Below are 13613 nucleotides of genomic sequence, written 5' to 3' on the forward strand. Positions count from 1 at the left end.
AGGGTCACTTGGTGGAAAAGGCATCCAGGATACGAACCCAGGAGCGAATCCCCTTATGGAAGGATTCGACGCCATATTGCTCGTTGGGCGAGTGGATACGATCGTCATCCTGGGCAAACCCGACAAGAAGCGAGTCCATGTCGAGCGCTTCTTTGACTTCCGCAACGACAGGAATCGATCCACCGCAACCGATCGACACGGCAGGAACGCCCCATTCCTCGCCCAGCGCGGCCAGGGCAGTTTTCAGAAACGGCCCCTCTTCCGGCACGGCAAAGCCGCTCGATGCACCATGCTCGGCGAAGCTGACCTTGGCATCCACTGGCAGGACGGATCGGATATGGGCGCGGAACGCCTCACGTACGCGCTCCGGGTTCTGCCCCGGTACCAGGCGGAACGAAACCTTGGCCATTGCACGGGCAGGGAGCACGGTCTTGAAACCATCGCCCTCATACCCGCCCGAAATGCCGTTGATCTCGTAGCTCGGCCGGGCCCAGATCTGCTCGATGGCCGTAAAGCCATCCTCACCGGCAGCGCTCGACAGCCCCACCGGGCCAAGTGTCGCTGCGTCATCCGGGAAAATGGCCCGCCACTGAGCGCGAACCGTGTCGGATGGTGCAACCACCCCATCATAGAACCCGGGAAGCGTCACACGGCCCTTGTCGTCACGCACACTGCCAAGCGCCTTGCAGAGCAGTTCGATGGGGTTGCGCGCTGCATTACCGAACATGCCTGAATGAAGGTCATGCGTGGCACAGTCGATCACCACCTCCTCACCAACCAGCCCACGCAGCCCCGTCGTGATCGCCGGTGTGCGCCGATCGGGCATGCCGGTGTCGCAAATCAGCGCCACATCGGCCTTGAGCTCCGCGGCGTTGGCCTTGAGGAACGGCATCAGATTGGCCCCGCCGCTTTCTTCCTCCCCCTCGATCAGGATCGAGATCTTCAACGGCAGATCGCCCTTGATGACTTTCCAGGCGCGGCAGGCTTCGATGAAAGTGAGCAGCTGTCCCTTATCGTCCGATGCACCGCGCGCCACGATGATCTTGCGGCCATCGGCCTCTGTCACAATCGCGGGATCGAAGGGATCGCTCTTCCACAGATTGAGAGGGTCCGTGGGCTGAACGTCATAATGGCCATAAAACAGCACATGCGGGCCGGATGACGCTGTCTGGTCATGACCCACAACCATCGGGTGCCCGGCTGTTTCACGCACGCTGGCATCGAACCCGAGAGCTGAGAGCTCCTCACGCAACCATTCGGCGGCGGCCCTGCAATCGGCAGCATGTTTCGGCTGGGCCGAAACACTCGGTATGCGCAGGAAGGCAAAAAGACGATCCAGACTTTTTTCCAGATCCCGGTCGACCTGCTGCAATACCGCTGCCGTGCTGTCAGTCACGCATCTCTTCCTTTACCAAGCTCTGTCGCAACAAGGAGGCAAGCGTGTCGCGATAGACGATCGTCATCGCTCGTGCCTGCTGCCTCGCCTCATCGGACAGACGCTGCCATGTCTCCCGATCCTGATAAAGGGTGATGATCGCCTCTGCAAATGCATCCGGGTCAAGCGGAACAACCTGCGCCCCGGGAAGCTTCCGTGTGCCCCCCGTCACGACAGGCAACCCACACGCCCCGACAGTCAGACGCTCGAACGCGACCCGCCCTTCGCTATCGTCAGGCGTCACCATAAGACGACACCGGGCCGCAAGCTCCATGATGTCTCCCTGTCCTTCAAGAAGCGGCGCGACATTCTGGTGATGTGTGATCATGGCGAGTTCATGTGACTGGGTCGTCTCGCAGGCAAGGATGAGACGGACCGGCTCCGGCAATCGCCCATTGAGACGCATCATGACACTGCGCACGAACCATCTGAGAAAGGCCGCGGTGTAACCCGAGACCGATGCGGGTTGCGCGGCAAACAGGAGATCGTGCCTCTCGTCGAAATCCGGACTGTCCCGACCCGAAAGGTCATCGCCCAGAATTGTCACACCCGTGACACCCGCTCCATTCAACATTCTGGCCTGGGCCGCATCGGCGACAACGGTATGCTGGCAGAACCATGCATTGACCACCTCAGCAGCCAATTGCTTCCTCATTTCCGTGTCATCAACCTCGTCATGCACAACCTGCACCTTGCGAGCGTCGAAAAAGGCCTCAGCCGCGTCAAGTCGGCGAAGATCAAGGATGAGCCCCTCTTCGGGCAGCAACGCAGCCTTGTCATGGCATAGATCGAAAACCGCATTGAGCGTATGCCCACCGATTATCCAGATCTTGTCAAAGCCGCGAGGGCGCTGGTCGAACAACTGCCCAAGCTCGTTCACCCCGCCATGCAGATATTCGGTTTCATCCGGTAACGCCGCTCTCTCCTTGTCAGCATACGCACCGCGCTCATGGAGCGCGAAAACCGTAACCTGCTGCCCGCACGTCACGAAATTCTCGCAAAGGGCTCTGAGGCGGGCACGCTGCGCGAACTGATCCGACGGGATTGCCTGCTTGATGACGAGAACACGCTGCCCCCAGCGTGCCGGCTTGTGCAACACGCCGGAATTCGCCGGGCGATGAGGCAGGTTGCCACGGAGCACCTCGGCAAAGTACCGGCGCAGCACCAGGGTTTCCTGTGCCACAAGCGCAGTACCATCAGGCTCGCGCGGTGCAACACAGATCAGGAAATTCGGATCATATCTGATCTGGCCTGAGCGCATGATCTGACGCAGCGAGAGAGACAGGCCGGCCCAAATGTGCGTCGCAACACGAAGCCCTGCAATCGCGCCGTCAGACGCGGGAATAGCCTTGAGAACGTCGGACCGGCAGAGAAGGGCCCCGCCCCCTGTGCCGTCGCATTGACGAACAAAATCCACATTCGGTGCGAAAGCCTCAGCACCCTCACCATATGAGACACAGCTGCCATCCCGGGCGACTGAAAGCCCGGCCTCGACCACACGCAAATCAAACCCGAGAGCCTGCGGTGCAACAGCGATCACGTCTGACCGCTCAAGATGGGTCATCGCGGCCTCAAGCGCTCCCGCAAACAGCGTGGTACCTGGGTCAATCAGCAGTACCTTCGGGGCGGCAATGGCGGCGCCTGCTATACGCCATCCACCCTGAAGATCCAGCCGCTCCGAGGGGATCACTTCGATACCGTAAGCATAACGGGCGATATTGGCTGTTTCGTCACGCGCGTGGCCGCTGAGCAGGATCACCTGCATCCCACCACAATGGGCAGCATGCAACGAGGCAAGCGTCTGCACCAGATCCAGGAAAGTCTGGGGCGCGTTGATGATGACGCTCAGCTCAGGCTGCCCGACATAGCGGAAATCAAGCGGTGTACGCGCGATAAGCGGCACGAGAGTCTCACCACGCAGAGCCTGCAATGATGCCAGAGCATGAAGCGAAGGCGGTTCAGTCGGCTCGCTCTCGCCAGTATCGCCTTCGCTTTTCACGACCCGCACAAAGGGATTATCGCAGATAGCCTGCCAATCCGGCATGTCACCCCCAAGGGGAAGGGAGGGCAGAGCAACGTTCTCGTTCGGACTGCGCCCCTCGAACACGCCATGATGCACGAAATGCTCGTAGCCATTTCTGAGTACACGAGCACGCACCTGCTCGTTCACATCCTCATATCGTGAAAGATAGAAATCCTCATCGAAATATGGATTGGGGCGGAAGGCTGTCGGATTTTCGTTCGAAAGATAGTGATGCAACGCCGAGGAATATTCTCTCTGCGCAATCTGCGTGCTTACATCCGGATACGTGGTGAGATACCAGGCCGGATCAAAGTACCAGGAAGTACGCAAGCCCGTGATATCCTCACCCAGCAACAGCCGGGAAAATTCACCCTTTTCCGGGTCATAAGGCAGGCGTCTGCTCAGAATTTCGCTACGCAGAACATCTGGCACAAAGAACGCCGAGCTGACGCGGCGCTCCACCTGGCCTATCGACAGGTAATGATCGTACCCGTTGGCGAAGCCCAACTGCCGCACGAGAGCAGGTGTGAGATCCGGGTTCAGGCCAAAATAGCCGCTTTCGGAAAACAGCCAGTGACAGGAACGCCCGCGATGACCAGTCTCGCAATAATGCTGAAAGCCAGACTCGAACACGCCCATTCTGATGCCGTTTTCAACATCGAAATGCGCCCGGCGGTACCAGATCTCGTCGAAATAGCGATTGGGTGAGTGTGCATAACGCGCACCGTCACGCTGCCAGAACTCGTACAATCCACGATCATCGGGCAGGCTGCCCGTCATGCCGATCACTGCATCGCGATAACGTGCGCGATACCAGTCAGGATCGAATACGGCCCAGAGCGGAACCCCAGCGCGCGGCTCATCGCCTGGTCCGATCGCAGAGAGAATATGAGAAGTCTGTGTCATTATTCCGGTCCGGTCTTGTCAGGGCGCGTGCAGTTCAGGACTGGGCCCGACGGCTCAGCATGAGCGCGTGAAAATCCACAGGCTGAATATTGGCGACGGGAAACCCGGACTCGCGAATAAGGCTCAGCAGAATGTGTCGCGCGGAGGGAAACAATCGACGCGGCGCCTCAACCAGAAGCAACGCCTCAAGCAGTTCGGGGCGGGCATTCTGAACGGTGAACAATCCCGAATAGGCCAGTTCGATCTTATAGAGTGTTTCAGGCTCAGGCACATCAGGCGTTGGAGGCGTACGATACCCCATACCGAGAAGAGCCAGTGTCACCTCGAAATTTGGCTGATCCTCGGTCAGTTGCCTGGCATTCACATCGACACGCAAGCCGATATGGGGTCTGGCCGGAAGGTGGAAAAAGACCTCAGGGGCGCCAATCGAGGCAATCGTGGAAGATTTGAGATACTGCGTTCCGGAGACGAGCAATGTTTCCAGGGCGGCCTGATCTGCACGTCCGGACGGTTCCCTGCTTTCGCTTTTTGACATGGCGTCCCGTTCCTCTGATGTCTTTCAATGTCTATGCTTGCCAATGACAAGCATAGTGCGTCAGTGCTTCTGTCATGACTTGGCGATTAAGGCCAGATGAAGCATGTCAAACCAGTGCTCTGGTCATGCTTTAAAACAGACCGTGCATCCAACGCTGCAAATCTGCTCCTCAGCCCTTGCATCGGCCGACCCTGCCCAGCCCTGCTTCAGACGCGATCGGCAGCCTTCAGAAAGACTGTCCACGCAGAAATCCCAGCGCTGGCAGTGGGGACCAGCTACGGGGCAATTCAGCACGCCCGATCTGCCTGACGTCATAGCGCAAAGGAGCCTTGTGTTCCGAAGCAAGAAAATGCCGGTATTCATGAACCTGCCTGCTGCGCCATTCACAATCGGCCTGAGCTGCCTCGCGCGTGGCATGCACATTGGCAATACGGCTGCGCCGTCCCTGCCAGGCCATGACGGCCCACAGCCGGTCCGTATTCGGTAGAGGCGGGCGGAACATGATAAGCTGGGACATGATGGGGTAAAGCCTTCCTCAGAACCATGAGCGGCCTGCCACGCCACCACGCCGTCTGGCTCCGGGTCAAGAAAAAGCAACAAACCTTGCCGCTGACAGGAACCCGGGCTAAGGCGATACGATGAATGCGCGGCACGAAATTCTTGCGCCGATAACCCGGAAATAAGGGGTCTTTGTGATGGTTCGCCTGCTCGTTATCGTCGTTTTTCTTGTCATTCTCATCACTTTTGCTTTGAGCAACCCCGACGCACAGCCTCTGTGGATTGTATCCTATGGCTGGCAGTTCTCGGTCGGGATGCTGGTTCTGGGCGTGGGCGCTGCCAGCTTCCTCATCGGCGGTTTCGTGATTTTCATTGGCGAGATCAAGCAGCGTTCACGAGCCCGCAAGGCCGAACAGCAGGTGCGTGCCCTCGAAACGCAGGTGCTCGACCTTCATCAGCGTATCGACCGCCTGACAATCGCAACCGACCCGAGCCGTGCGCCCTACGAGACCCAGACCAGCACCGTTGCGCCTGCCCCCTGATTTGACCAGCCCGCCCCATCCGGGCGGCCTTCCCCGTTCCAAGCCCCTGATCGAGACAGTTTCATGAAACGCACCCGCCTGATCGCCGCCCTCGACACCCAGAGCCTCGACCAGGCGCGTGACTGGGCGAGCGTGCTCGATGGTCATGTCGATGCGATCAAGCTTGGTATGGAATTCACCTACGCCCAAGGTTTTTCCGCCCTGCGTGAGGTCGCAGGCCGCAACCCGCTTTTCCTCGATCTCAAATTGCATGACATCCCCAATACAGTCGCGAAGGGCCTGAGCAGCCTTGCACCGATCGGGGCGTCGCTGCTTACAATTCACGCCAGTGGCGGCGCTGCCATGATTGCTGCGGCCCGGCAGGCAATCGATGCGAGCTACCCTCCGCTCCATCGGCCCGTACTGCTTGCCGTAACCGTTCTGACCAGCATCGATGAACCCGCTCTGCGCGAGATCGGGGTGCCCGCAACACCCCGTGAGCAGGTGATACGTCTCGGGCGCCTGGCCATGACAGCAGGGGCAGATGGTCTCGTCTGTTCCGCTGAAGAAATTGCCCCCTTGCGTGATGCGCTGGGTGACGCGCCCGTTCTGGTTGTGCCCGGCATCCGCCCCGCAGGGACAGATGCCAATGACCAGAAACGCATCATGACACCCCGCCAGGCCGCGCAGGCGGGGGCAGACTGGATTGTGGTGGGTCGCCCTATCACCCAGGCTCCCGATCCGGCCACAGCGGCGGCCGCCATTCAGGCCGAACTGGCCTCAGCATGAGGCTTCTCCCGCCGCGGCAAGGGCTCCCGGCGGCCAGAAACGCAGTCGGCGTCAAGATTTGCGGCATCACGGAGCCGCAGTCTCTCCAGGCAGCCTGCGAGGCGCGCGCCGACTGGATCGGCCTTGTATTCTTCGATCGTTCACCTCGCTATGTCACGCCAGCAAAGGCTGCATCCCTCATCGCGCAGCAGGCGGATACTGGGCCGCAGGTCGTCGGGCTTTTCGTGAAGGCTCATGACGAAGTCATTGCAGACACACTGGCGGCCTGCCCTCTCGATATCCTCCAGATCTATGACACACCAGAACGCGCACGCGCCATACGTCAAAAGTTTGGGCGACCGGTCTGGCTTTCCTGCCCTGTCAGTACGCGCAAAGACCTCCCTGCCTGCACTGATCTCGATGGGCTTGTCATCGAGCCTCGCGCGCCTTCGTCTGCAGCGAACCCCGGCGGGAATGGGTTGCGGCTGGACTGGAGCGTTCTGAAGGATTGGGATGCACCTTTGCCGTGGATGCTGGCTGGCGGGCTTACGCCGGACAATATCGGTCAAGCCATAACGGACAGTGGTGCAGCTTTCGTAGATGTCTCGTCCGGTGTCGAAACTGCGCCCGGCAAGAAATCAACGACGCTGATACGAAACTTCATCAAAAACGCTCAGGCTACACATCGCAGCCCTTGCGCGCCCCTCAAAAACTGATATGTTCCGCCCGCGCTGGAGAGATGGCCGAGCGGCTTAAGGCGCACGCTTGGAAAGCGTGTGTACGTTAATAGCGTACCGTGGGTTCGAATCCCACTCTCTCCGCCACTGCCAGCATAGCTGCATAGGCATACAAGCTCAGTGAGCTTTCCGAGAAATACGAGGCACATCGTCCTATGGCACCCTTTCGGGAGTGCATAGAACGTATCGTTGCGGCTTCCTGCCCGGCAGCACTTCTTGCGGCAGGGCGAATGGAAAAAACGCATTTACTTTACTGAAGTGCCACCATGCGGCGCGCCTGAATTCTCCGGTACAGGAAAAGACAAATACATCGGACTACCGAATGCGGCAGGAATTTCTGACTGCAGGAAAGCTCGCGCAGCCGTTATGTTCAAGAATTGCCGATTTGAAACATCGCCCGCACGATGCCGCACAAGGGAGAGAATACCCCCTGGTGCGGCCATCACTATGGATGACCCACCCTCTCTAGGCCACTATGCGGGAAAACGAGCCTTCAGCTGATCGCGAAGTCGCTGGTCTTGAGATCGGTTACCCCAATGAACGTTATCTTGGCACTGCCATCGATCATGACAGACGTGTTGCCGCCTGAGACTGTAGCGGTATTGAGGATGGTCTGCGCCGCAGCGTTTGAGGAAGATGGCTTGTAATTGTAGAGGAAGAACTTGTTATCGGCCGCACGGAAGTCGGTGATGGTGAAATTGCCTGCTGTGTGGTTGTTCAGCATGCCGAACAGGTTGCCCGCCCCTGATCCCCCGGTGACCGTAGCAGAAGCCGCGTTATCCGATGTGCCTGTAAAAGCAGTACCGAAATAGAACTGATCGGATGCTGTGCCTCCGATCACCGTTTGCTGCCCGGCACCTGTCCATGCCGAGAGACCGCCCGCAACATTACGTCCATCGATATTCTGTGCGCCGGTAGTATAGGGCTGGTTCGCCGTAAACAACAGGCGCGAGGCTGAACTCAGGGTTGCTGCCAGTCCATCGGCTCCAAAAATTGTTCCGCTGCCAGCGGAAATTGCGGTCTTGCCCGTTCCGGAAATGAAATTCAGCGCACCCCCGACACTGATTGTCTGATCACTCCCATGCACGACCTGCAAATTGGAGGTCGCGGAGATCGTATCACCCTGAGTTCCGGTTACCGTTGCAGAACCCGAACTGACATTGATCACGGAAGAAGTGCCACCATAGACCGTGCTGTTATCAGCCACCGTGATGCGGTTATTGCTCGAAAAATCCATGACGGCAGCATTGGTCTTGAGTTGCGCCGTCGAATTTCCCCCCTGAAGCGATACCGTATCAATGGCGCCCGCTGCGCCGTAGATCGTATCCTGACCCACCGAGTTGACGAAGTTATTCGACCCACCGAGATAGATCAGGTTGTTCCCCGTCCCCCCCGTAATGGTATTCGTGCCTTGCGCACCGTAGATCGTGTCATTCCCCGCACCGGTAGCAATGTTCCACTTACCTGCCGATCCAGACGCATTGAATACATTATTGCCCTGGGTCGCGGCAAAGCTGCCCGCATTATTCCCAACCTTTACGGTCGAGCCATACTGATTGCTGGATACAATATTGATATAACTGGCCGTATTTTGCGTCGTATCGAGCGTGGTGCTACCGGTCAGCGTGCTGTCATCCGTCGATCCAACAACAATGTTGGAGTAATTGCCGGAAACGCCATAAGTCCCTGCACGATCCACGATAGCCTGAGAAGCCTTCTGCGAGGAAACATAACCATTCGAACCGGGGGAGAGAATGTTGTTATCGAGTGAACCTGCCGTAAGCATGGTCTGGATGCTCGAGGCATAGGTCTTCGCCATCATGCCTGCTGTGTCGCCTGAGGTGTAGGGCACATAAACGGTGTTATTGACACCTTTGACGATGAGATTGGGCATGAAGACCTCGCTGGTTGTCTGCGTTGCAGTATTGTTTTCTGGCACCATCGATACGACCTTTGTCGAGGTCGAACGGTCGGCATAGGTAACGTTCTTGCTGGTATCGTAAGTAATGATAGGATCTTCGACGTTATAGTTGCCGGTCACGTCGGTCGTCTGGCCCGTCCCGATTGACTCGACGCCAATATAGCAACCACTCAGATACCAGTTGCTCAGGTTCTCCAGATCACTCGCAAGATTGGGATAAACGCCAACAATCGCCTTGATTGCCGCCATCAAACCCTGGTTTACGTCAACAGTCGTCTGATACATGACGCCATTGTTCGAGGCGACTTTGGGATTGATGTAGTCGGCCTGGGTGCCGGTAAAATTGAAAATGGAACCGCCAAGCGATTTCGTAATCGACACATAGGTTTCAGGCGTACCCTTGTAATCGACAGTCTCAAATTGCAGGAAAAGACCAAAGCTCATGGACGGACCATGATAATTGATCGTGAAATTAATCCCCGCCTGATAGACACCAGTCGTGCCAGAGTAATTACTTATGCCCTGTATTACAGAGGCCGTAATCTGATGATTAAATGAGTACTGCCCATCGACAGATTTGACCGCAGCAAGCTGGACATCGAGCAGATGGCCGCCCTGCGCCGCCATCTGATAGATATAATGCCCGTTATCCGGGTCCTGAAAGACATTGTAACTCGTTTTGCCCGCTGCCGACGTCGCAGATCCCTGGCTCCAGTGTCCGACGGAGTAGCCGAAATTCCCGTCCCACACGCGGGTGTCATCCCCACTGAGTGGATCGAAGGCTGTAGCCTGGTTCCACTGGATGATTGCCCAGTCTGGTGACTGACCACCACTCAGTTGAGACATCGAACTGTTATAGACGATCTGCCCATTAACGACCTGCTGCGTATTCATCGGCAAGTTCGGGCCACTCAAACTAGGGTCGCTGTATATATTCGTTGTTGTATTAGTATTGGTAGTGCCCATCGTTAATTCGACCCTTTTAATTCGTTAAATAAACTCTACGCCCTGTCAGATGTCTAGTCTGCACCTTGCATATTTAAATTCTCTTAATACGCAGACAAATTTCTCACCGCGTTGTGATCTTAATATACATCGCGGAATGAGAACGAAACTTCGATATTATTTGGAATTATTTCCAACATATCTATAATTATCCACATAGATCCGACGCTCCAATCTAGAAAATATGAAGCGAACGATATTCCGGGTCATCAGCCTGTTACAGCTGTCAAATTTCGTTAAGGTTCATGGCTGAAACCGTTATCAAGTATCAACACACCCACGATATGGGTTATCCACGTGCAAGAGCGGAGGAAAACGATGCTTCCCTCTTCCGAATCTTTACTGGGTTCGTTCCCGTTGGATGAGCGCTCTGCGAAGCCAGTGGCGTTGCCATCGCGTCATGCAACGCCTCTTCCCTACGATGACCTAAGCCTGAAACACGATAGAGCTGGGCGCCCAGCCAAGGCGAGCTCGGCTGAAAACCCCACCCGCGTGCGAGCCGTCCACGCTCTTTGGAACGCGAGACATCCCACGGCTTCGGCAAAAAAAACCCCGGCTAAGCCGGGGTTCTGCAAGCGTGGTCTCAATATGAGTCCAACTTAGCGTGGTGCGAGCACCATGATCATCTGACGATTCTCAAGCTTGGGCATCTGCTCAACCTTGGCCTTGTCTTCCATTTCGGTGCGGATACGCTCGAGCATCTTGATGCCGAGCTCCTGATGGGCCATTTCGCGACCCTTGAAGCGCAGCGAAACCTTGACCTTGTCGCCTTCAGCCAGGAAGGAATTCATGGCGCGCAGCTTCACCTGGTAGTCATTTTCATTGGTGCTGGGGCGCACCTTGACTTCCTTGATCTCGATGACCTTCTGCTTTTTGCGCGCTTCGTTCTTCTTCTTCTGCTGTTCGTATTTGAACTTGCCGTAGTCGAGAATCTTGACGACCGGCGGTTCAGCCGTCGGGCTGATTTCCAGAAGGTCGAGTCCGACCGAATAGGCGCGTGCAAGAGCATCGCGCGTTGTCATGACGCCAGCCATTTCGCCGTCGGCGTCAATCAAGCGCACCTGAGGAACACGGATTTCCTCGTTAACTCGGGGCCCTTCACGGGTGGGTGCGGCCTGCATCGGTGGTCTAGCTATGGTCGTCTCCTGTCGACGTTTTCAGATCTTGTGCGTGTCGGCACTTCAATACGCGCAACCCGGCCAAAAATTTCATCACCTTAGCGTGACGAAATTAACGGCTTGTTTGCGGGAAGGCCGGTGCCCCGACATAGTCACGAAGCACCGGGATTGCAAGGTTTTCGCGCCTGTCTGCTGCGTTTCAGCCCTGCAGACGTTGCATATCGGGTGCCTTGGCTTCCTCGCCCAGGAGTGTGACCACTTCCTCAAGGCCCAGAATTTCCTGTGCTGCGCCACCCAGACGACGCATGGCCACCTTGCCTTCTTCCGCCTCGCGGCGTCCCACGACGAGGATGACAGGAACACGGGCAAGCGAATGCTCACGGATCTTCGCGTTGATCTTCTCGTTGCGCCCGTCCACCTCAACCTGAAGCCCGGCGCGGCGCAGCTTTGCAGCCACTTCCTGCGCGTAAGGCTCGGCATCCGTCACGATGCTTGCCACCACAACCTGCGTCGGGGCCAGCCAGAGCGGGAACTTGCCCGCAAACTGCTCGATCAGGATGCCGATGAAGCGCTCGAAGCTACCGAGAATGGCACGATGCAGCATCACCGGGCGATGGCGCGCGCTGTCCTCACCGATATAGGAAGCATCCAGACGCTCGGGCAGGATGAAATCGACCTGCAATGTGCCGCACTGCCAGTCGCGACCGATCGCATCCGTCAGCACGAATTCGAGCTTCGGGCCATAGAAGGCGCCTTCGCCCGGGTTGGTCTCGAATGTCACACCCGCCAATGCACAGGCTTCCTTGAGCGCCTTTTCCGACTTGTCCCAGGTCGCATCGTCACCCGCACGCGCGTCGGGACGGTCGGAGAACTTCACGCGGAAATTCTCGAAGCCCAGATCGCGATAGACCTCATCGAGCATGGCAACGAACGTCGCCGTCTCGGCTGCAATCTGTTCCTCGGTGCAGAAGATATGTGCATCGTCCTGCGTGAAGCCACGGACACGCATGATGCCATGCAGCGCCCCCGAGGGCTCGTAACGATGACACGCGCCGAACTCCGCCATACGCAGCGGCAGCTCGCGATAGGAGCGCAGCCCATGGCGGAAGATCTGCACATGGCAGGGGCAGTTCATGGGCTTGAGGGCGAGGGTCTTTTCCTCGTCCTCAACCGTCGCGATGAACATGTGCTCGCGATATTTGTCCCAATGGCCCGAGGCTTCCCACAGGGCACGGTCCACCAGCTGGGGCGTACGCACTTCCTCATAGCCATAGCGCGTCTGGATACGGCGCATATAGTCCTGAAGCACGGTGTACAGACGCCAGCCCTTGGCGTGCCAGAAAATCTGGCCTACCGCCTCTTCCTGGATATGGAACAGATCCATCTCGCGGCCGATACGGCGATGGTCGCGCTTTTCTGCCTCTTCCAGCTGGTGCAGATAGGCGTCGAGTTCCTTCTGATCGCGCCAGGCCGTGCCATAGATACGCGTCAGCATGGGGTTACGATGGTCGCCGCGCCAATACGCGCCTGCCACCTTCATGAGCTTGAACGCCGTGCCGATATCGCCGGTGCCGCGCATATGCGGCCCACGGCACAGATCGAGCCAGGCCCCCTGACGATAGATCGAGATGGTCTCGCTCTCGGGCAGATCGCGGATCAGTTCCGCCTTGAAGCGCTCACCCTTCTCCTCGAAGAAGGCAATGGCCGCGTCACGATCCCATTCTTCACGCTCGAACGGCGCATTGGCCGCGATAATCTCACGCATCTTCGCCTCGATCGCCTCGAAATCCTCGGGCGTGAAAGGCTGATTGCGGAAGAAATCGTAATAGAACCCGTCCTTGATGGAGGGGCCAATCGTTACCTGCGTGCCGGGCCAGAGCGCCTGCACGGCTTCGGCCAGCACATGGGCGGTATCATGGCGGATCATCTCCAGAACGATATCGTCCTTGCGCGTGATGAAGCGCAGCTCTGAATCCTCGGCAATGGCCGTCGAGAGATCGACCAGCTTGCCATTCAGGCTCATCGCAACGGCAGCACGCGCCAGACCGGGACCGATCGAAGCCGCAACTGCCGTGCCAGTCGTGGCACCGTCGAACGTGCGAACGGAACCATCGGGCAGGGTAATGGCAGGCATGGAGATGCGCTC

The 13613-nt window shown here is 57.7% G+C and carries 10 protein-coding genes and 1 tRNA gene; 4 read left to right on the forward strand and 7 right to left on the reverse strand.

The window, feature by feature from the left end; translation table 11 throughout:
• Positions 1-4 precede the first annotated feature (4 nt).
• The 4 genes from F3J08_RS11540 to F3J08_RS11555 all read right to left on the reverse strand — a co-directional run bounded on the left by F3J08_RS11540 (position 5) and on the right by F3J08_RS11555 (position 5416).
• The gene (locus F3J08_RS11540) at positions 5-1396 is read right to left on the reverse strand and encodes a M20/M25/M40 family metallo-hydrolase (protein WP_166930088.1); all 1392 of its coding nucleotides are present in this window, start codon (positions 1394-1396) and stop codon (positions 5-7) included.
• Positions 1389-4364 (reverse strand): glycosyltransferase, encoded by a 2976-nt coding sequence (locus F3J08_RS11545; protein ID WP_166930090.1) that lies wholly within the window; start codon positions 4362-4364, stop codon positions 1389-1391. The genes F3J08_RS11540 and F3J08_RS11545 overlap by 8 nt, the downstream gene beginning before the upstream one ends.
• A 34-nt stretch (positions 4365-4398) precedes the next feature.
• Entirely contained in the window at positions 4399-4899 is a 501-nt protein-coding gene (locus F3J08_RS11550) for a protein-export chaperone SecB (protein WP_122040506.1), read from the reverse strand.
• Positions 4900-5125: 226 nt separating this feature from the next.
• Positions 5126-5416: a hypothetical protein gene (locus tag F3J08_RS11555; RefSeq protein WP_166930091.1), complete on the reverse strand. Its 291-nt coding sequence runs from the start codon at positions 5414-5416 to the stop codon at positions 5126-5128.
• 178 nt (positions 5417-5594) lie between these two features.
• Here F3J08_RS11555 and F3J08_RS11560 point away from each other — a divergent pair, with 178 nt between their 5' ends.
• From F3J08_RS11560 to F3J08_RS11575, 4 genes are all read left to right on the forward strand, one after another.
• The gene (locus F3J08_RS11560) at positions 5595-5939 is read left to right on the forward strand and encodes a LapA family protein (protein ID WP_166930093.1); all 345 of its coding nucleotides are present in this window, start codon (positions 5595-5597) and stop codon (positions 5937-5939) included.
• A 63-nt stretch (positions 5940-6002) separates the two neighbouring features.
• Positions 6003-6707 carry an orotidine-5'-phosphate decarboxylase gene (gene pyrF / locus F3J08_RS11565; RefSeq protein WP_166930095.1) on the forward strand — a complete coding sequence of 235 codons (705 nt, stop codon included), beginning with the start codon at positions 6003-6005 and terminating at the stop codon, positions 6705-6707.
• The gene (locus F3J08_RS11570) at positions 6704-7402 is read left to right on the forward strand and encodes a phosphoribosylanthranilate isomerase (RefSeq protein ID WP_166930097.1); all 699 of its coding nucleotides are present in this window, start codon (positions 6704-6706) and stop codon (positions 7400-7402) included. The genes pyrF and F3J08_RS11570 overlap by 4 nt, the downstream gene beginning before the upstream one ends.
• Positions 7403-7419: 17 nt before the next feature.
• Positions 7420-7510: transfer RNA gene (locus tag F3J08_RS11575), tRNA-Ser, on the forward strand.
• 406 nt (positions 7511-7916) lie between these two features.
• On the opposite strand, the gene F3J08_RS11580 is transcribed toward F3J08_RS11575, so the two are convergent.
• From F3J08_RS11580 to thrS, 3 genes are all read right to left on the reverse strand, one after another.
• Positions 7917-10238, reverse strand: coding sequence for a hypothetical protein (locus F3J08_RS11580; protein ID WP_166930099.1), 2322 nt, complete (start codon positions 10236-10238; stop codon positions 7917-7919).
• A 710-nt stretch (positions 10239-10948) separates the two neighbouring features.
• Positions 10949-11470, reverse strand: coding sequence for a translation initiation factor IF-3 (gene infC / locus F3J08_RS11585; protein ID WP_023979861.1), 522 nt, complete (start codon positions 11468-11470; stop codon positions 10949-10951).
• 196 nt (positions 11471-11666) lie between these two features.
• Positions 11667-13601 (reverse strand): threonine--tRNA ligase, encoded by a 1935-nt coding sequence (gene thrS / locus F3J08_RS11590; protein WP_062165451.1) that lies wholly within the window; start codon positions 13599-13601, stop codon positions 11667-11669.
• Positions 13602-13613: the final 12 nt, after the last annotated feature.

The organism is Asaia sp. As-1742 (assembly GCF_011753235.1).
Taxonomy (GTDB): Bacteria; Pseudomonadota; Alphaproteobacteria; order Acetobacterales; family Acetobacteraceae; genus Asaia; species Asaia bogorensis_B.